General features: G+C 39.3%; 14 protein-coding genes and 1 pseudogene. 9 read left to right on the plus strand and 6 right to left on the minus strand.

All coding sequences use genetic code 11. The features are described 5' to 3' along the window. Positions 1-211: 211 nt before the first annotated feature. The 8 genes from SIB89_RS15925 to SIB89_RS15960 all read left to right on the plus strand — a co-directional run bounded on the left by SIB89_RS15925 (position 212) and on the right by SIB89_RS15960 (position 9,127). A complete protein-coding gene (locus SIB89_RS15925) occupies positions 212-2,884 on the plus strand; it encodes a hypothetical protein (RefSeq protein WP_412560553.1) in 2,673 nt (890 codons plus the stop codon). Between the two features lie 5 nt (positions 2,885-2,889). Continuing rightward, the gene (locus SIB89_RS15930; protein WP_412560554.1) at positions 2,890-3,477 is read left to right on the plus strand and encodes a hypothetical protein; all 588 of its coding nucleotides are present in this window, start codon (positions 2,890-2,892) and stop codon (positions 3,475-3,477) included. Positions 3,478-3,647: 170 nt separating this feature from the next. Next, positions 3,648-4,469 (plus strand): hypothetical protein, encoded by an 822-nt coding sequence (locus tag SIB89_RS15935; protein WP_273291448.1) that lies wholly within the window; start codon positions 3,648-3,650, stop codon positions 4,467-4,469. Positions 4,470-5,022: 553 nt separating this feature from the next. Beyond that, complete coding sequence (locus tag SIB89_RS15940) at positions 5,023-5,313, plus strand: DUF2188 domain-containing protein (protein WP_412560555.1); 291 nt, start codon at positions 5,023-5,025, stop codon at positions 5,311-5,313. A gap of 392 nt (positions 5,314-5,705) precedes the next feature. Continuing rightward, positions 5,706-7,355: a tetratricopeptide repeat protein gene (locus SIB89_RS15945; protein WP_412560556.1), complete on the plus strand. Its 1,650-nt coding sequence runs from the start codon at positions 5,706-5,708 to the stop codon at positions 7,353-7,355. A gap of 307 nt (positions 7,356-7,662) precedes the next feature. After that, entirely contained in the window at positions 7,663-8,424 is a 762-nt protein-coding gene (locus SIB89_RS15950) for an NYN domain-containing protein (RefSeq protein ID WP_412560557.1), read from the plus strand. Positions 8,425-8,709: 285 nt separating this feature from the next. Then, positions 8,710-8,901 carry a hypothetical protein gene (locus SIB89_RS15955; protein WP_412560558.1) on the plus strand — a complete coding sequence of 64 codons (192 nt, stop codon included), beginning with the start codon at positions 8,710-8,712 and terminating at the stop codon, positions 8,899-8,901. Between the two features lie 52 nt (positions 8,902-8,953). After that, positions 8,954-9,127 (plus strand): hypothetical protein, encoded by a 174-nt coding sequence (locus tag SIB89_RS15960; protein ID WP_412560559.1) that lies wholly within the window; start codon positions 8,954-8,956, stop codon positions 9,125-9,127. A gap of 151 nt (positions 9,128-9,278) precedes the next feature. Here the strand turns inward: SIB89_RS15960 and SIB89_RS15965 are convergent, their stop codons facing one another. Continuing rightward, on the minus strand, positions 9,279-10,688 hold the full coding sequence (locus tag SIB89_RS15965) for an alpha/beta fold hydrolase (RefSeq protein WP_412560560.1): 1,410 nt from the start codon (positions 10,686-10,688) through the stop codon (positions 9,279-9,281). A 191-nt stretch (positions 10,689-10,879) separates the two neighbouring features. Here SIB89_RS15965 and SIB89_RS15970 point away from each other — a divergent pair, with 191 nt between their 5' ends. Next, positions 10,880-11,404: a hypothetical protein gene (locus tag SIB89_RS15970; RefSeq protein ID WP_273291500.1), complete on the plus strand. Its 525-nt coding sequence runs from the start codon at positions 10,880-10,882 to the stop codon at positions 11,402-11,404. Positions 11,405-11,561: 157 nt separating this feature from the next. On the opposite strand, the gene SIB89_RS15975 is transcribed toward SIB89_RS15970, so the two are convergent. The 5 genes and pseudogenes from SIB89_RS15975 to SIB89_RS15995 all read right to left on the minus strand — a co-directional run bounded on the left by SIB89_RS15975 (position 11,562) and on the right by SIB89_RS15995 (position 20,187). Further along, a complete protein-coding gene (locus SIB89_RS15975) occupies positions 11,562-12,308 on the minus strand; it encodes a hypothetical protein (RefSeq protein WP_412560561.1) in 747 nt (248 codons plus the stop codon). Positions 12,309-12,839: 531 nt separating this feature from the next. Further along, positions 12,840-13,793 carry an ATP-grasp domain-containing protein gene (locus tag SIB89_RS15980; protein WP_412560562.1) on the minus strand — a complete coding sequence of 318 codons (954 nt, stop codon included), beginning with the start codon at positions 13,791-13,793 and terminating at the stop codon, positions 12,840-12,842. A gap of 443 nt (positions 13,794-14,236) precedes the next feature. Further along, a pseudogene (locus SIB89_RS15985) lies at positions 14,237-17,510 on the minus strand (PDZ domain-containing protein). A 374-nt stretch (positions 17,511-17,884) separates the two neighbouring features. Then, positions 17,885-19,588, minus strand: coding sequence for a gamma-glutamyltransferase (gene ggt, locus SIB89_RS15990; RefSeq protein ID WP_412560563.1), 1,704 nt, complete (start codon positions 19,586-19,588; stop codon positions 17,885-17,887). After that, a complete protein-coding gene (locus tag SIB89_RS15995) occupies positions 19,585-20,187 on the minus strand; it encodes an ACP phosphodiesterase (protein ID WP_412560564.1) in 603 nt (200 codons plus the stop codon). The genes ggt and SIB89_RS15995 overlap by 4 nt, the downstream gene beginning before the upstream one ends. Between the last annotated feature and the right edge of the window lie 280 nt (positions 20,188-20,467).

Consider the following 20,467-nt stretch of genomic DNA (forward strand, 5'->3'; position numbering starts at 1 on the left):
ACGGAAAGAAGAGGCAGATTGCTTCGTGCACTTCGACTACACTTCGGCTACACTTCGACTACGCTCAGTGACCACGCTCAGTGACCACGCTCAGTATGACACCTCGAGGTGACGGTTCATAGGGTAATGCCAAATATACCTTCTATTGGGTATGGTTTGCCGTGATGTCCATTCCTAATTTTGAACATCAGTTAACCCACACTCACGGATTATGAAAACTCTTTTAAGCATTTTACTCATAGGTTCATTCTTATTTGCCTCCTCCCAAAATGATTTTATGCCATTTTCCACAAAAGTTTTTTTGAAAAAGGATCCTGATTGGACGCAGCAGTTTTCTGCACCAGCGACTAGCTATTCTAAAACAGATGCTATTATCAATAACGCCGAAATCATTAAGACCTACTATAAGCCTGTGAAGGGTGCAACATCCATGCGGATTTATAATAAACGCCTCAAAATCCTTACGGAAGGTTTTGCGGATGTTTTGAGTAATTACAAGTTTGCATCACCCATAATAGCCATGGGCAAGGAATATTTATATCAGAAAGCCGAAGAAGCTGTTGAGGCGAAGGTAGCAGTCGAGAAATCCAAATTCAGGGATAATATTAAATCGGCATTTGATGCCAGTATTGCTCGGGAATTAAAGGCAAATCCTAATGTGTCTTTTGATGAGGCGGTTACTAATTTTTCAGAACAACTAGAACAGTTTTCCGAAGCTTTAAACCCAGAGGACTATGAGATTTTGGCGCCTATTGTAGATCAACAAAGTTTGAAGTACATTAAGGAGAATCGCGATTTCTTCGAAACTAAATTCAAGGCACAAAAGGATGATGTTGACGCGTTAGTGTCCAAAAGTCAAGAGGAACTATCCATGGCCTTTGATGCCAAAATGCAAAGCTTTGAGTACAGTGTTAAAGCCTTTGATAAAAAATTGCTCGAAGGCATTAAAGAGAATGCTGAGAGTTTGGCAAAATTCAATGCTGAGGTAGAACGCAAGTTTAAACAACTCGACCAGGATGTTAAGGATATGCGGTCTGATATTATGGAGAATGAAGTACAGATTGCTTCCAACAAAAAACAGATAGAAGCCAATAAAGGCAACATTGCCTTGATTTCGAAATTACAAGCCAAGAACGCTGATTTAATTAGTGACAATGCTTTTAAAATTGGAGTGATTACCGATGTGCTTTACGATAATGCAGACATTAATGGTAAGCTAAAGATTTTAGACCTAAAGTATAAAGGGGATACCAGTAATGAAGCTTATAAATCTGCCAAAAACACCTTAGAGAATATACAGACCATACAGACCTTTCAGAACTACCTGAACAATGCTGGTGATTTTGTTGAGCTGGGACAAAATTTGGGACTATCGGATAAGGATGCCCAAAATGCCAATAAAGCTATTGCCTTAGGAAATGTGCTCATTAATGGGACTATGGCATTTTATGGTAATCCTATGGCTGGCATCCAAGCTATTAATGGCGCTTTTGCGCTATTTGGTGGTGGAGGAGGAGGCGATCCTCAGTTTGATGCTATTATGGCTGAGTTTGCCAAAATCAACGCGAAGCTCGATGAGATGAACGAAAAGCTAGATGTCATCAACGAGAATATATTGGAACTGCGACAACTGAATGTGGATTTATTTATGGAAAACCAAAAGCGATTCACCAAGATTGATGAAAAACTCATCACCATAGAAAACAAACTAGACCGTATTACACAACTGTTTTATTCTTCAAAGGTTGAAGGCCTGAGGATTGAAAATGTTTCCACCTACAAAACCACTTACGATAGGGTTAGGCATGCCAGTACTTTAGACCAGCTGCGCACCATATACCAACAAAGTAACGAGTTTAAAACCATTGTAAAGATTGTGTACGACAACACCGTGTTTCAAAGCAGTATGAGTAAGCCATATTTACACTTCAATAGTTTTGATGCTGAGAACACTTGGGAAAATGATATATACCTACCTATGTTGCGAATGATAAGAGAAGTGTTTCCGAATATCAATATGAATGATTTAGAGCATTCCATAGTCAACTTAGAGGCTAATATGGCCATTCCGAGATTGAATACACTTTATGAGGAGGAAAACGTCTTTAAGCAGAACTTACCTGAGGCATTGGATGTTTTAATCTATCCGCAGTCGCTGTTAACCTTAACCGAGTTTGCGAGTTTGGTAGAGCCTTATCTTTATTTTTATGATTCGGATCATGGTGATAATTTCAACATTCCGGAAACAATCAGTATTAATCCTGTACTAAAAAACGAGAATACCAAGATTAAGTTTGAGCATATCCTTTTGGAAAACCGAAAGGCGATAGCGCAGACCAATATTATTTCAGGTGCTGTATTACTGCCATACTTTAAAAAGCATATCGTGGAGAAGGGTTTTAACGCCTCGCATAAATCTACCATTTACAAGCTGTTGCAATCAGATAATGTGTACCTAAAATTAAATCTCGCCAATTACATCATCAATACCGAACTCACTTTAGAAACGCAGATAGCGCAATTGTATGATGTCCTCAACCAAGCGGATTATGACAAGGCATTGCTAGCGGTAAACACCATTAATAAAGATTTCAATTTTGAGAATACCTACTTTAAGCTCAGTCTGGTAGGAAAAGCGCAGAACTATAGACCTGTACTCACCCTAAAGCCAAGGAATATTGGTGGTATAGATGCTTCAAAACAAGAGCTACACCTACCGTTGCCTTCCTTTGAGTATATCCTGGAGCAAAAGGTACTGTATCCGGAATACCTACAAGGTCTCCTAGAAAATGAAAACGTCCTCATTAATAAAATTGCCAAATACGACATTATTAATAAGGTAGGGCGGATAGAAAAATATAAGAATTATATCCATTTAAATTAAGCATTATGAAAACACTAAACACCATTGTATTGACCTTAGCCTGCCTGGCTTTGGTATCCTTTACGGTAAGCGAAACCAATACAGCACAAGCGAATTTTGAGGATGTTGGCATTATAAAGCAGTCGCTTCTTAAGCCCGTTCAGTTCAATAAAACCCAAGAGGGTACTTGGATCTTGTTAAACGGCCAAGCCATAGACCGAGGATCGGCACTCTATCAATTGTTAGGCGAGAACTTTGACCTCAACATCCTTACGAAAAAAGGGGATACTTATTATTTACCCAATGCGTCCGGTGCTTTTATAAGAAGCAGTAACGTTAATGGAGTCGGGTTGGATCCTGATAAAAACAGGTTGGTGGGTTCTGTACAGTCTAGTGAGGTCGGGCCACACCAACATAAGATAGATTACCCTTTAGAGCAGTCTCCTTGGGGTACCAATGTAATGCCAGACGGAGTCTGGGGACATTATCCGAACAGGGTTAATGCTGGTTTTAGCCAGGGAAGAGGTAGTAAAACCAACACCAAGACCTTAACCACTAAGGAAACGCGTCCTGTAAATATTACGATGTACACCTATATAAAAATTGACAACTAATTTTTTTTCCTACCTTTAAGGAGGTTTTAATGTACCGCCTCCTTAACGGTATAGGGCCACATAATTCGTTGTTGACTGCACGGAACTGTAAATTTACCCAGTGTTGGGTATAGACAGCTTTGGTGCTTATTGTTATATTTAAACTATTAACCAACTAAACTATACGGATTATGAAAATTAAATTATCATCTCTTATCTTATTATTCATTGTAGGATTACTTCAAGCACAGACTGATCAAATATTGCAAGACAAAGTCTATCGATTTAAATTTGGAACGGAAATTACCGAGTGCAAGGCTGATGGTAAACCTATTTTGATAGTGGCAACAGGAGCACCTGCCGGAGCGGCACCTAGCGTTCCTAAGACAAAGATTGCAGAAAAGGACTGGAAATTTGAAATTGATAAAGTACTGGGTGATAAAATCGTTATTACCTTTATTAACTGGAAAAATGATAATGAAGAGAGTCTCTTGTTAACGCAACGCAATAATAATTTTGTCCTTGATGATAATAATGATAGAAGATATTTTTTCCTTTCGAAAGACGACTTAAAAAGTTATGCAGAAGTCGTACCAGCTTTTATAACTATTGAATTTGGTACTGTTACCATCCCTATAAAAATTAGACCAGGTAATGGTGATAATGTTCCTTTGGATTTTTATGGCAATTTTAATGCTGGAGTTGGATTGAATTTCAAAATTAATAAGTTCGCCAGTCTATATTCAGGAATAAGTATTACTTCCGTTCCTGTGGATAGCGAGACTACCAATGGCAATATTACTTCCGCTACCAATGCGGCAGCGTTAACGCCAACTCTTGGTCTTATTAAAGAAGTGGGTAAAGTGCAGGTAGGGGTTTTTGCTGGTTTTGATTTTCTGTCGCGCGAATTGGGCAAAAACTGGATTTACCAAGGTAGACGTTGGTTTGGTATTGGAGTAGGGTTTAATATTTTTAGTGTAAGTTCTGGTAAAGAGAATGCGGATCCTCAATAATTATTTTAGGTTAAATGAAGAGACCTGCCTGCCGGCAGGCAGGTCTCATTCTTGTGTCCGTTACCATTTATAAGATTGCTTTGTCGCTTACTTCGGCAAGCTCAGCACATCGCATGCTTCGCTTCTCGCAATGACGTTTCAATTTGTGTGTCTTGCAATGACCCTTCGACTGCACTTCGACTGCACTTCGACTACGTTCAGTGACCACGCTTGGACTGCACTTCGACTACGCTCAGTGACCACGCTCAGTGTGACACCTGGCAATAAGCCTTGCAGTGACGTTTAATATAGCAGTTAAGAAACCATAATGCACTTGAAATTCCGACACAGTCGGAAACAACGATTTTCAGAAGTAACGAGCTAATAGTATAGTTATTACCTCAATAAAGTAGTGAAAGACAGTGCCTATTGAGTAAAAGGAACATCAATGTATTAGCGAGAGGTGCTTTAGCAACTTCCTATAAATCGTTAGGGCTTTTTGGTTCGTTTTTGGCCATTAAAAATGAACATATAAATAATTATTACATTTATATATAAAATGTTGATTAGAACAATGCCCAAAAACAACTCCCTTACCGACGCTATACAAAAACTCATTCAAGCCATACTAAAAGCTTTAGGTCATAACACCACAAAAACCCGTACCTGGCACCAACACGTCGTACCCTACGAAGACGGTTGGGCCGTACGACGCGAAGGCAATCAACGTATCACCTCTAAACATCGAAAACAGAGCACCGCCATACGCAAGGCGAAAACCATTGCCAAGCGTAAAAATGCGGATGTGGTTATCCATCGTGAGAGTGGTGGGATTCGGGATCGGATTAGTTATCGGGAGGATTGATGAAACCGTTGTATTTTAATTCTATCGTCACTGCGAGGCTTGAGCCTGTGCTGAGCGTAGCCGAAGTAAAGTAGTCTCATCATGATTACTGTCATTGCGAGGCCTGTTGCGAGGCACGAAGCAAACTAGGACGAAGGAATCTTATCAAAGGAAACGAAAACATTGAGCAGATTGCTTCGTCGCTCGTACCTCACTTCTCGCAATGACGTTTCGATTTGTGTTTCTTGCAGTGACCACAGACATATTAATTAAAGAAACGCGTGATGAGAAAAGCCATGTAAACTCTTATCCATCTCAATTTCTTTTAAAAATAAAATAGGATAAAACCTTATTAAACTGTAACATTTTGAAATTTTACAGCTCATTATATATAATCAATCAATCCAACTCAAATGAAAAAATTACTATTACTCTTCGTATGTAGCTTTATGCTACACGCTACTGCACAGTCTACATTAACTGCCAGTCAATGGCAAGACGACCTTAAGTTTCTACAAGAAACCGTTCATAAAGATTATCCGTTTCTGTTTAAAAAAACCACTACTGAAGAATTTGACGCTGCCGTGGCACAGCTCAATAAAGACATTCCAAATCTACAAGATCACGAGATCGTTGTTGGGTTGTCAAAAATCATAGCCCTTTTTAAGTATGGCCATACCGATATTAGTTTTAGTCACGAACCCTTCGCGTTTAGATATCTGCCATTTAATCTGTACCAGTTTAACGATGGTGTTTATATACAGGGCACACACAAAGACCATAAGGAAGCCCTTGGCGCCAAAGTCATAGCTGTAGAAGGGATGCCAATTGATAAGGCTTTGAAAACGATTTATCCTGTGGTGAATGCTGAGAATTCACAATACTTTAAAGCTTTCGGGATTAATTATCTGAAATTTCCGGAAGTCTTGCATGCTACTGGGATGACTTCAGAATTAAAAGAAACGATTACGCTCACACTTTTGAAAGAAGGAACAACCTTTACACACCAGTTTACAGCAATGCCAAAAGGCGAAAGACCGCCAGTAAGTTATAGTCTTATGCAAACGGAAGGAGATTGGCTAGAGGCCAGAGACCAATCCCAAACTCCACACTATTTAAAACATCTGGACAAGCGCTATTATTTTGAGTTTCTAGAAGATTCTAAAACCGTGTATGTACGCCAGAGTTCTGTGTTTCACGATCCGTCGGAAGATATTACCAGCTTTTACAACAGGGTGTTCGATTTTATTGACAACAATGATGTAGAACGCTTGGTCATCGATGTGCGCTTAAACGGAGGTGGCAATAATTTTAACAATAAGGATGTGATTACTGGCATCATTCAATCTGAAAAAATTAACCAAATCGGGAAGTTCTTTGTGATTCTGGGTCGACGCACGTTTTCGGCCTGTCAGAATTTAGTCAACGAAATGGATAATTATACCAATGCCATTTTTATAGGAGAGCCAACAGCTGAGAACATCAACTTTTATGGAGATAACCATACGTTAGCTTTGCCAAATTCTGGCATACCCATCTATCTGTCTTGGGCGTGGTGGCAAGACAAACCTCAGTGGTTAGACGGCCCTTGGTTGGCACCTCACGTAGCTGTGGATATGAGTTATGAAGACTACAGCACCAATACCGATCCTGTTTTAAAGACAGCATTAGAGTTCAATGCCGACAATTTTGTTGTGGACCCTATGCAATTTATGACGGAATTATATCAGAAGGGAGAAGCTGAAAAACTGATGATAGAAACCAAACGCATGGTTGCCGATCCACGCTACAAGTTTTTCGATTTTGAAACGGAGTTAAATAAAACAGGCTATAACATCTTACGACGTGGTAATGCAAAAGAAGCGATTGCGGTCTTTGATTTTGTGACCCAAATTTTCCCCGATTCTGCCAACGCTTGGGACAGTTTGGCCGAAGGCTACCTTAAAGCAGGGGATAAGGACAAGGCCAAAGCTTATTACAGCAAAGCCCTACAGATGGATCCCGATGGACCAACGGGACGCAATGCTACAGAAATGCTTCGAGTTATAGCGGAAGGGCATTGATATGGTCTGAAGCGTTGTAACATTATCATGACTGTCATTCCGAGGAAGAATGACGAAGGAATCTTTTGAGTTATAGCGGACATAAGAATGGGATTGTTTTTTTGGTTAAAGGGAAGAAGAGAGAGATCGCTTCGTGCACTTCGACTGCGCTCAGTATGACACCTCGCGATGACGGTTCAAAGGGCTATGACGGTTCATAGGGTAATAAGGACCAAAAAAATCCCTTACGGTAAAACCATATCACATTTAATCCCTTTTACGATATAAACCCACTACCTTTAAACCAAAATAAAAAGACAACCAATCTATGGAAATAAAACTAGCAGTACTAATAGATGGTGATAATATCCCATCAGCATACGTTAAAGAAATGATGGAGGAAATTGCTAAATACGGCAACCCAACCATAAAACGTATTTATGGAGATTGGACCAAGCCCCATTTATCTAAATGGAAAAACATGTTGCTCGAAAATGCTATTACTCCAATACAACAATATGGGTATACCACTGGTAAAAACGCCACCGATTCGGCCATGATCATCGATGCTATGGATATTCTGTATTCAGAAAAGGTCAATGGCTTTTGTTTGGTCTCTAGTGACAGCGATTTTACACGTTTGGCAACCCGTTTGCGAGAAGCAGGGATGCAAGTTTACGGCATTGGTGAAAAGAAGACACCGAGCCCATTTATAGTGGCTTGCGATAAGTTTATCTATATTGAAATTCTTAAGAACCAAGCCGAAGAAAGCGCCCTGGAAACGACAAAAAAATCTAAAGCTTCCAAAAGTAAATACGACAGTGTCACCCAAAAAGATATCAGGCTCATTGCATCGACTATAGAAGATGTTGCCGATGATGATGGTTGGGCGTTTTTAGGAGATGTGGGCAGTTTGTTGCAGAAGAAACAGCCTAATTTTGATTCTAGAAACTATGGTTTTATGAAATTAACCCCTTTGATCAATTCTATTTCCGATTTTGAAATTGAAAGACGTGAAGATTCAAAAGGTCATAAAAAGCTCATTTTTGTAAAGATTAAAGACGTAACATCTAAGAGTAGGAGGCGTTAATGTAAAGTTGGGTAGTAAGCACCATGCTTTTGTTTTAAAGGACATCAGAGGGTGAAACTAGGCTGAAAGATAAGACCATACCTTCAACCACTGAGTTCCGTATCACGTACGGAATCACAAATCATGAAAGCAGAAAGACAAGAAGTAAATCAAACAATAAAATGTAAGAAAACGATCTATTTTTATGTATTACATCAATACTAGATGTATTTGAGTTAATTTTCATACTAGTAAGTCTGTAAATTTGAGAGGCATTAATGTATATGCAATCTAAATTCGAACACCATGATAGGAAAAGGAACTTTAGTACAGTGGCAATCCAATCGTAAACCTGCTAAAGGTTTGGTTAAGGACTATTATAAATTTAAGTCTAAGGATTGGGCGGATAAATATAACTATGCGTATCTCATTGAAAAACCAAATCAAAAGTACGTTCTAAAGTTATCCTCGGATGTGTTTCTCGCCGAAGAGCAATAGGTTGCAAAAAAAGATTAACCTCAATTACTAATTAATCCTAACATTAACAACTATGAAAACTACAAACTCCATAGAATATTCTAAAAAAGACTACCGGATAGGACAATCTGTAGAGAAGTTAAATGCTTGGAAACCTACACTATATTATATCTGCGGAATTATTATGCTTATTGGTTTTATAGCTGTCATTGGCTATATGATTTACTGTGCCATTAATGCATCATAGGTTTTACGCTAATAGCTACAGAATATCCTAAAGCAGAATTTTCTATATGATAAAGTTAGTAACAGCGCTACCTTTTACTTACCATTAATTTATATTGTTAAAATCAAATGCTCTGAAGTATCAGGGCATTTTTTATAAATCTCAGATAATCTTAATCCCAATTGAGGACTGCTTTTTGTTCTGAACATGCAGTATCCAATGGTTTAGTGGGTACGTCTAAAAATGCTTTGGCCAAATTAAAAAAGCAATTATTAATAGGCACATGACCGTTATTCTTAAAAATAACATGCTGACTGTTTTTTAACCCTTTGGCAACCGTATTGCCATTTGAAGGTGGTGTCACAGGGTCAAACTCTCCACTCACCAATAACGTAGGTATTGATGATGTAATCGTAGCCATGGTATTTGATGCTACAGGTACACTGTACCAAGACGATATAACTTCAGGATCTGCTGAAAACAAACTGAGTCCCGTATCGCTAAAAATCTCATGTTTACTATCGGCATCAAGTTTACCTTGATTGTCAAACCTGCCTTCATCAGCCGTCATTATAGCATAATACACGGCAAGATTAATAAGAGTAATCCTTGGAACAAAAAGTGTGGTGACGCTACTTATATAGTCGAGATCACGTTGCTCTAGCGCCTTTATGAACTCAGGAATGCGTTCAATAGTATCATCTCTATACAGCATTTGGTGCATAAACAGCAACACATCTTGCTGATTAATAATGAAAGGAGTGCCCTGTACATCAATGGAAATAGGATTGTTTTTTAGGTCTGAATACATAGCTAGAAAAGTAGCTTTTAATTCAGGATATTTTGAATGGCAATCTGGAGAAGCTGTACAACGTTCGAACAGCAGATTAAGTGAGTTGTTGAAATTAGAAAACAAGGCATCATACATGCGCAGTTCTAGTGGAAATAAACCTGAGAGCACAGCTGATCTTACTTTGGCAGGGTAGAGTTCCATGTATTTAAGCCCTAAGCGTGTACCGTAAGAGCCACCAAAAAGATTCAGTGTTTTATAGCCCAAATATTGTCTTAATGCTTCTAGATCCTTGGCATTGGTTGTTGTACTGAATTGTCTTCCATCGGTTTTAATGCGTTTAATACAGGGTAGGACACTGGCTTTTAATTGAGATATTTCGTCGTCAATAGTTAGGTCTGCAGCCATAATCTCTAATAGTTTAAGGTTGAGGCCTGGGCACAGTTCTTCTGAAAAACCTACTCCACGCTGATCGAAAAGAATGAAATCGCGGTCAGTATCAAATTGCAACTGGCTATAGATATTAGCTAAACTGAGGACGCTACCGCCTGGACCTCCTTGTAAAAATATTACAGGGTCATCTTTTCTTTGCTCACTTTTTGAAGTAATCACTAAATAACCCAGCCTTGTCGTTTCTGAGTTACTTGCATCCCAATTCCGTGGCACCTCTACAAAACCGCACTGATCTTCGGGTTGGTGATTAGTGTAAGGAAAAGGACAGTTGTGATTGGATTGCGATTGGCAACTTATAAATACCAAGGAGACCAATAATGAAAGTATAAGCGTACGCATGATTATGATTGATTAATTAGCGTTTTCAAATTAGTTAAAAAAAGATTGTGACGCTTAAGAATTAACAAAATTATAATTGGACGGTTTAAGCGATATTGTATATTTTAGTCCTCAGAAGTATTGTTAAATTTAAATAGATATCTGCCGAAACTTATCTTTAAGATAGATGAAAGGCGGGAAGAACAGAAAAGATGAAACTACTAGGTATAGGATCGAGAATCAATCACGCAGAACACGGAAAAGGAGTGGTGACCAATGTCACCTCAAAACACTATTGGGTAACCTTTATAGACAAAGGTTTAGAAACTCTAGAATTGGACGATGAATTTGAAGTGATAGAAGCCGCAGAGGATGATGTGGATACCGTAAGCTTTTATGAAGTAGAAAAGAGCCTTAGGGATATTTTAAAGAAATGGTCCGATGTCTCTGAAGTTATATCCATAGCAGACAAATGGAAAGGCGGTAAGCTGATTATGCAACCCGGTGATGAGAATTTAAAGGCTAGTGAGCTGCCTATTGACAAATTCTTTCATAAAATTACTATGGTGCGAGATCGTCTCCGTGTAATGGAACAAAAAATCAATTCCAGTAATTTAGATGAACAGGAAAAGATTGATCTACAGCAATATATTACCAGAAGCTATGGTAGCTTAACGAGTTTTAATGTGTTGTTTAAGTTGAAGTCTCAGCAGTTTGTTGGGCAACGGTCTAAATAATAATTGAACGTTATTGCGATCACCTTTTGTGAGGAACGAAGCAAACTAGGGCGAGGCAATTTTTTTAAAGCTATAGAATATTGGTAAAAAGTGATCTGCATGCCGACAGAGAGATTGCCGCGCTTTGCTCGCAATGACGGTACATTAATGAGTTATGTTACAAATCCAAACCTCTTACGTCTCCCATTTCTAAACCAAAAAATAACAGCTTGTGAAAGGTTGGCAATACCGCACCGCTTTCTGTTTTTATCCAATTCTCCCAAGTGGCTTCCAAACCTCCAATAGGTAAAATATCTACCCACATTTGATAGCTTTTAGGTTTACCGGTTTCATCTAAATGCCATAAATAGGAATCACCTGGTGTGCTACCTCCTGAGGTATAGGTTACTAAAAGCGCTTTCTCGCCATCTTCCGTTTTCACCAATCGGCGTTCGGTGCCTTTATCAAAGACTTTATAGGGTGCGACTAGCCAAAAGGAATCGTTATTAAAATAATGCTGGGCTTGTTGGATGTAATCCTGTTTTTCGGAACCATTATATTCTAGCTCACCGGCAAATACCTTAGAGTTATCGTGATGGGCTAAATCTAAGATCACGGTTATCGCATCCCAAGATACTTCCACGGTGTTGTCGGTCTTGTACCACTTGTAATGGTGAGCTCTTCTAAAGGTCCATTCGATGTAATCGGTATTGAGGTAAGCTTCTTCGTTTAAGGCTTCTAGCATTTGTGTGGCAAGCGCATCGGCTTGCGTGCCTTGCGCACCTGTTGGTAGGTCTTCGTTGTATTTTAAGTATATAAACCCGAAGAATAGGAGTGAAGGGAGGGTGAAGAAGATGATGATACCTCCTATGATTTTTAGTATGCGTTTTGATTTTTTTGGTTTGGCCATATTGTTTCTATTCATTTTGTCTTCGTTGATTTTTATTTGTACTTTTTTATGACTAAAAAAGATACCAAAAAAGTCTTTTGCTGTCGAAGGTATTTTTAATAGCACTTTGGGTGCTCTTAAAACCATAATCAAAATCCTAAATAGCGTCCAAGGCTTCCGCTATTTTTAACGGATTTTGATTATATATACTGCCGACAGCGGGTTCCGACGTCACTTCGACAGGCTCAGCACAAGTGTCGGAATTTCAAGTGCATTATTGGTTTGAGTTTGTTTTACAAGGTAAATAACTACTTTCAAGATACTCTATATCTATGTTCCTTTAATTATTAAATAAGTGTCATGCTGAATTTATTTCAGCATCTTATAGTTTTTGATATCCTTTGGTTCTAATTATTCATTTTGTTTTTATCATTCATTAAAATTTTAGGGGCATTGCGAGGAAAGAGGAACGATTGACGCGGCAATCTGTTTGTTCTTTATGAGATTGCTTCACTTCCACCTTCGCTGAAGCTTCGGTGGACGAGTTGTTCGCAATGACGGTTTTATTTAGTTTGTCAACTTTTCTTTTATTCCCTCCGCCAAAACATGCGCAGCCTCAGGATGATTCCTAAACCAAAGCTCAGGCTCAATAATTTCTAGCTCCGCTAAGGCGATGTGGCCATGGTTATCATTAAAGATATCCACTCTGGCATATAAAGGTAATTCTTTACAGGCCTTTACCGTGTCTATCGCAAATTGAATTTCTTCTTTAGTAGGAGTATAGTCTTGTACTGTCCCACCAAAATCATCTTGAACCCTAAAATCACCTGCTTTGGCTTTCTTCAATACGGCATGGGTAAACTGTCCGTTGAACACCATCATGGACACTTCTCCTTCAGACACGATGTTATGCTGAAACGGCTGTAGCATCATGGCTTCATCTTTTATTAATTCAGCAAAAATCGATTCATGATCAGCAATGTTTTCAGGATTCAATTTATAGGTATGTCTTGCTGCACCAGAAATGCATGGTTTTAAAACGGTGTCTTTCCAATTCACGTCCGCATGTAGTTCCTTTAAGGTTTTATTGGATCCTTTTTCTATAAATAGGGTTTCAGCGATATGAACTCCATTGTGTTTGAGGTCTCGGAGATAGTGTTTGTCAATATTCCAGCGAATCAAGGCTTCGGAATTGATTAATGTGGTGACTTTGGAAACGTCATTCAACCATGTTGAAAACTTTGGGAAATCATCAAAATAATCCCAAGTCGTTCTAAATAGCACAGCTTTGGTTGACGACCAATCGAAACTAGGATCGCTCCAGGCTAAGCGGATGACGTTTAGGCCTAATTGCCCTAAGGCGTTGGCAACGAGTGCATCTTCTGTAAGGACGTTTTTAGTGTAATCGTCTATGGTGGTTGGGTTGGCGTGTTTTTGGTCGGTTAGGATGACGATGTCGTATTTGGTCATAGTTAATTTATAAAGCGAAAATTTTAATTTGTTCATTTTGTATTCGTCCATATTCATTGTTTAAGAACTCATGATGTGCTGCGCAGTTCTTGACACAAAACGAACCAAAAAGTCAAAACGATTTGTTGGGAAATTACTCGTTGATTTCTATTTGTTAAATAGGTACTCATGAATGCTACACATTTGCTAAAGCACCATTCGCCAATGCATTGAAATTTATGTATCCAAAATTAAATTATACTTTCAATACTAGATTCAATTTATAATAAAATTTATTGCTCATTATTTCTGAAAATCGTTGCTTCCGACGTTACTTCGACAGGCTCAGCACAAGTGTCGGAATTTCAAGTACATTATTGGTTTAAGAATTTTTATATCATTGCGAGCGAAGTATGAACGTGGCCATCACTTTAATTTAAGCAGATTGCCGCGACTCCGAATATATTCGGAATGCTCGCAATGAAAGTTTAATTATTATCAATGACAGTTAGAATTTAATTATCAGACTTATAACCCTCAGGGCGTTTCCAGCGTACAGGAGCTTTTGGCTCTGGCTGTAACTCAAACTCGTTGCCTTTTAATAATCTTAAGGCTTCTTGTACGGCACGCTCTAATTGTGGGTCATTACCTTTTGTGGTTTCTTTAGGATGCTGAATTACTTCAATATCTGGCGCTACACCTTCACCTTCTACAGCCCATTCGCCATCGACATCATAAAAGCCACCTCGAGGTGCGACCATACGTCCTCCGTCAATAAAACGCGGTGTATCCCAAGTCCCGACAAGGCCTCCCCAAGTTTTTGTACCGATTAATGGGCCGAGGTCTTTCATCTTAAACATATACGGCAATAAATCACCACCAGAACCTGCACGCTCGTTTATGATCATTACTTTCGGTCCCCAAATTCCGGCAATAGGAGTCGTCCAAGGGCGCTTGTCACCAGCTTTACTGTTAAAATAGCCAAAGAGTTCGCGCGACATAATATCTATCATGTAATCTGCCGCAGAACCACCACCATTGTTGCGCTCGTCAATCACGACACCTTTTTTATCTTGTTGTGAGAAGTAATATCTGTTGAACGAGGTAAAGCCACCACCACCTGTGTTAGGCACATAGACGTAAGCGAGTTTACCATTGGACATTTCATCCACCTTTCTGCGATTGTCCTCAACCCATTCTACGGATCTTAGACCACGCTCATTACTTACAGGTTTTACTAAAACGGTTCTAGCATTGGTCATTGACGGTTGACTGTTTACCGTAATATTGATTTCCCTTCCGGCAGTTTGCTCTAAAAGCTCATACGGATTAGTATCGGCCGTTAGCGTTTTGCCATTAATGGCCAATAGGTAATCGCCTTCGTTGACATCAATTCCAGGTTGTGCTAATGGCGCTTTTATATTTGGATTCCAACGTTCTCCCGTATAAATAGTCTTGATTTTATAATGATTGTTGGACACTTCAAAATCAGCACCCAATAACCCTACAGGAACAAAATCCACATCTGGAAAATCGCCACCAGACACATACGAATGCCCAACAGCAACCTCACCACTCATAATGTCAATCACATAGTTAAGGTCAGTTCTATGGCGCACATGGTCAATCCATGGTGAGTACCACTCGTAAACATCGTCCCAAGGTGCACCGTGTACATTGTCCACATAAAGGAAATCACGCATATAACGCCAGCCTTCCTTAAAGATTTGATGTGCTTCTGCCTTAGGATCTAGCTTAATTTTTATGTTGGTTTTGAGGTTGTCCTTTCCAGGTTTTGGAGGTGCAGCCGCATTGGTCAATACCCAATTTCTATTTTGAAATAATAGGATTGAATTTCTATCTTCTGACGCTACCATTTGGGTGACACCGTCTGCAAAATCCTTGGCTTTACCTTCGTTGAGGTCATAGGTATGTACTTTGAATCCGTTTTCATTCGGAATCGCTTCAGCCACAAACACGGTCTTTTTTGGTGCCTTTAATAAGGCCACATAATTTCTTGGTGGCATTTCCAAGGCAACGGCTCTGTCAAAAATTCCTGCTTCATCAATGGTGACCGTAACACCATTGGACTTGTCTTTGTCATCGTCTTTATCCTTGTCTTTATCTTTTTTGTCATCACCTTCATCTTTAGACGCACTATCTTCCATATCACTTTTAGGTAGGTTAGGTGCTTTATCCTTAGCACTTAAAACAACAGCGTATAAACTTCTGGTAAGATTAGCTGCAGGATCATAATTACTCATGTCCAACCAACCACTTTGTAAACCATAATTGGTACTTGCCAAGGTGTAAAGGTACTTACCGTTGGCATCCCAAACAGGAGAGATGGCATCTGCTATAGGATCTGTGATTTGAATGATTTTCTTTGAGTCAATATTATAAGCGAAAATGGCCTTAAAGTGACTTTCTTGTTGTTTGGCATAAGCAATCCACTTGCTGTCTGGTGACCACACTGGATTCATGGAACGGTTAGGATGTGCATAACGATCTGTATCTACTTTGGTGGTCTTTTTTTGAGTCTAGGTTGACGATCCAAATGTTGTAATGCGTGTCTGTATAGGCAATGTGCTTTCCGTCTGGTGACCAATCGGGTTGAAAGTAGAAGGTCGGGTTTGGTAACTTTATAGCTTCCGTATTCTGACCATTTTGGTCGGCTAACATTAATTGGTACTCACCACCTTTATCAGAAAACCAAGCTATTTTATCACCCTTTGGTGACCATATAGGATTTCTGTCCGCCACACCTGGTGAATTGGTGATGTTTTTCCAGGTCCCATGTTCTTTTGGAACGGTGAAGATTTCACCTCTATGTTCAAAAATGGCACGCTTCCCTTTTGGTGAAAGGTTAGGATTCGATAACTGGGAAGCTGAAACATTATCCCATTTGGTGCGGTAGAAGTTTAAATCGGCATTAACATCAATATTCAGCTGATTGGTGTTACCTGTACTAGGATTATAAACATGAAGATATCCTCCTTGCTCATAAACAATCTTATTGGCACTCGCATCTAGGCTTTTTACATCGAATTTTTTATGAAAGGTGATTTGCTTTTCTTCCTTAGTTGAAGGGTCAAACGACCAGATATTCATAGTATAGTCGCGCTCTGACATAAAATACACCTTGCCATCTAACCAAACCGGGTCTAAATGGCGTTCGCCTGTAGGCTGTGAGGTTCTAATGAGTTCCTTGGTTTTCATATCCACCACCCAAATTGGCATGGCTTGTCCACCACGATAGTTTCTCCATTCGGCATCCCAACCTGTTATTGGTGTGTATGCTAAATGCTTACCATCTGGTGATAGTTCGCCATAGGCTGCTCTTGGAATATCTAAAGCTTCTGGTAACCCTCCATTGGTGGATACCGTAAAGAATTTATTGGTCATGGTCGGCTGTGCCTCTCTACTAGAGCGAAATAAGACCTTGCCTTCTGGAGTCCAACCTTGTACATAATCACCACTAGGATGATAGGTCAATCGTTTGGGTTCACCACCTTCTGATGGAATAACAAATACATCTACGTTGCCATCGTATTGTGCGGTAAAGGCAATGTGTTTACCATCGCTAGAAAAATGTGGATTGGATTCGTAGCCCTCATCACTGGTGAGTCTAATGGCAGCGCCTCCTTTAACAGATGCTTTCCAGAGATCGTTGGCATATACAAAGACGACATCGTCTCCGTGTAGTGTAGGTTGTCTTAATAATTGTGTGCCTTGAGAAAAGGTAAATAATGAATAGCAGAATGCTAGTGTAATGATAAGTTGTCGCATATCAGTTGGTTTTAATATGTTGGTTTGGTTTGAATATATCAGTAGCTATAAATATACGATTTGCGTATCTAGAATTTTAGAAAACAATGTTAAAAACATTAGATACCTTCATTTTGCCTTGATGCAAAACGAAGCAAAAAATCAAAACGATTTGTTAGGAAATTGCCAAGGCACCATTCGCTGATACATTAATAATTTAAAGATACTTATAAAGCTATAGCTTCGATCCTAGTGTTAATTATTGAAGAATGATTATAGCTCATTATTTCTGAAAATCGTTGCTTCCGACTTTGTCGGAATTTCAAGTACGATTGTAGTTTGGATTATTTTATATCATTAGCCAAAGTGATAATAAATTCAGCAATGACAGAGAGCTAAAACCCAACAGCGGTATCATCGCCACGGTAGTCTGCACCACCTTCTAGACTGCCATCATCTAAAACAAGGATGGCCTCCACACGTGCTGTAATTGGCGCAGCTTCCTCATCAATGTCGTAGCCTTTGGCTTCGAGTTGTTGTTTGAGTTCATCTGAAAATAAATCGACTTCCATGCGGATATTGTCTGGTAACCATTGATGATGCAGTCGTGGTGCATCCACAGCTTGTTGCATGGTCATATCAAATTCAACCACATTTAAAATCGTTTGTAATACTGAGGTTATGATGGTTGAGCCACCTGGTGTGCCTAACACCATAAAGAGTTCTCCATCTTTTTCAACAATGGTTGGTGTCATAGCGCTTAGCATACGTTTTTCTGGAGCAATACTATTGGCTTCTCCACCAATAAGTCCATAGATATTAGGTTCGCCGGGTTTACTGCTAAAATCGTCCATTTCATTATTGAGGAAAAATCCAAGGTCTTCTGCGAATAGTTTTGAGCCATAACCACTGTTTAGGGTTGTGGTGACCGAAACGGCATTGCCATAGGAATCCACAATGGAGTAGTGGGTGGTTTCTTCACTTTCGTAACCTAGGATTTTGCCATGCGAAATAGAATCCGATGGTGTCGGCTGTTCAAAAGAGAAGTCTTTCATGCGATTACTTAAATATACATCGCTCAAAAGCGTTTGCGTTGGTATATCCACAAAATCCGGATCTCCCAAAAAGTAGCTTCTGTCGGCATAGGCTCTGCGTTCGGCTTCAACCATTACCTGAATGCTTTTTAAGGAATTGTGTCCATAGGAATTTAGGTCAAAGGGCTCCATCATTTTCATGATTTGTGCCAAACACAAACCACCACTCGATGGTGGCGACATGGAAATGATATTGTAGTCCTTATAATCAAACGTCACAGGGTCTCGCCATTTGGCTTCATAGCGCTCTAAATCCTCAAGAGTCATTATGGTACCTTTTTCCTCGAGATAACTAATGAGTTGTTTTGCTGTTTCTCCTTTATAAAATTCATCACGTCCGTTTTTAGCGATTCGTTTTAAGGTATTGGCAAGGGCCACATTTTTTAAGGTGTCTTTCGGTAGTACATTTTTATTGAATAGAATCTCTTTGCCATTAACGGCTCTGATGATGCTGTCATAATCCTGAAGTTTAAGATGTTGCTTTTCAGTCACCGCAAAACCGTTTTCTGCTAAGGCTATTACAGGTTGCAATAAATCTTCAATAGGAAGTGTGCCAAACTTTTCGTGTGCCGCAAAAATGCCAGCAATGGTTCCAGGGACACCAACCGCATGTACACCCACTGTGCTTTTATCTTTTATGATGTTGCTTTCCTCATCCAGATACATGGTTTTACTCGCTGCCAATGGTGCTTTTTCCCTATAATCCAATGCACCAATTTCTCCATCCGCTAAACGATACACCATAAATCCACCACCACCCAAGTTTCCTGCATAAGGATACACTACAGCGAGTGCCATTTCTGTGGCAAACATGGCATCAAAGGCATTGCCTCCTTGCTTGAGAATATCTGCTCCAACCTTAGAGGCTTCTTCACGCGCCGTGACTACCATGGCGTTTTTGGTAATTAATCCTCTGTTGTCCTCTTTTGTTGAAGATGGTGAGATTTCATTCTTACAACTCGTAAGACTTAGGAGAAGTGTGAGAAGTATAAAGCAATGTTTCATAGGTTATGTAGCTTTTCAATTTCTATGCGTTTTTTAGTGCTGAAGGCTATGAGTTCAGCAAAGAACTCCGTGAAATCTTTTTCAAAATCTTCGTAGTGCTCTTGTAACTCCTTAGTGGCATTATTCATTCTAGAGATGCCCTTTGTTCGGCGATTCATGCCATTTAATACCAGTTGAATGCCATCAACGGTTGCATAGCTCAGCAACCAGTTCCCTTTTATCATTATAGGAACCATGCGCTGAAAACGTGGAGGAAGCACCTCTAAGTTGTCATTCAAACTTTTATAAAAGTGATCCACGTAGTCGGCTAAAGGAACGGCAGAGTATTGTTTCCAATTTTTTGCTAAAAAGTGATCGTAAAAAATATCGACGATGACTCCGCTATAGTGGCTATAACCTTTGTGAAGACGTTTGGTACTACGTCTAAAAATTGGATGCGCGTCTGTAAATGTATCTATTTCCCTGTGTAATTGAATCCCGATTTGAATTTCCCTTGGATAATTTCTGTACTTGTTTCCCCTTACACCATCACCTACAAAGTTGCCGATGGTTATGAGTTCATTTTCACCAGAAAGGTATATGTGGGCTAGAAAATTCATAATATTTCCCGTGAACCTGTCTGCCGACAGGCAGGAACGGGAATTTTAAAATGGTATCGATTTACATTCGTCGAATTTACAAATTCATATTAAGAAAACTTGATTACTCGTTGAGCATTTTGATGTAAATTCAAGTAAAAAATCATTTAAAATTTTAGATTTTTGCCTCGATCCTAAAGGATGAATCGAAAATATTAAGAATATTCTCTTTAGCATCAGGGAAAAATTGATGAAAATGTTCAAAATGCTCAACGAGTTTGTATTAACTATTTATATTTGC

Source organism: Winogradskyella sp. MIT101101 (assembly GCF_047126865.1).
GTDB lineage: Bacteria > Bacteroidota > Bacteroidia > Flavobacteriales > Flavobacteriaceae > Winogradskyella > Winogradskyella ouciana.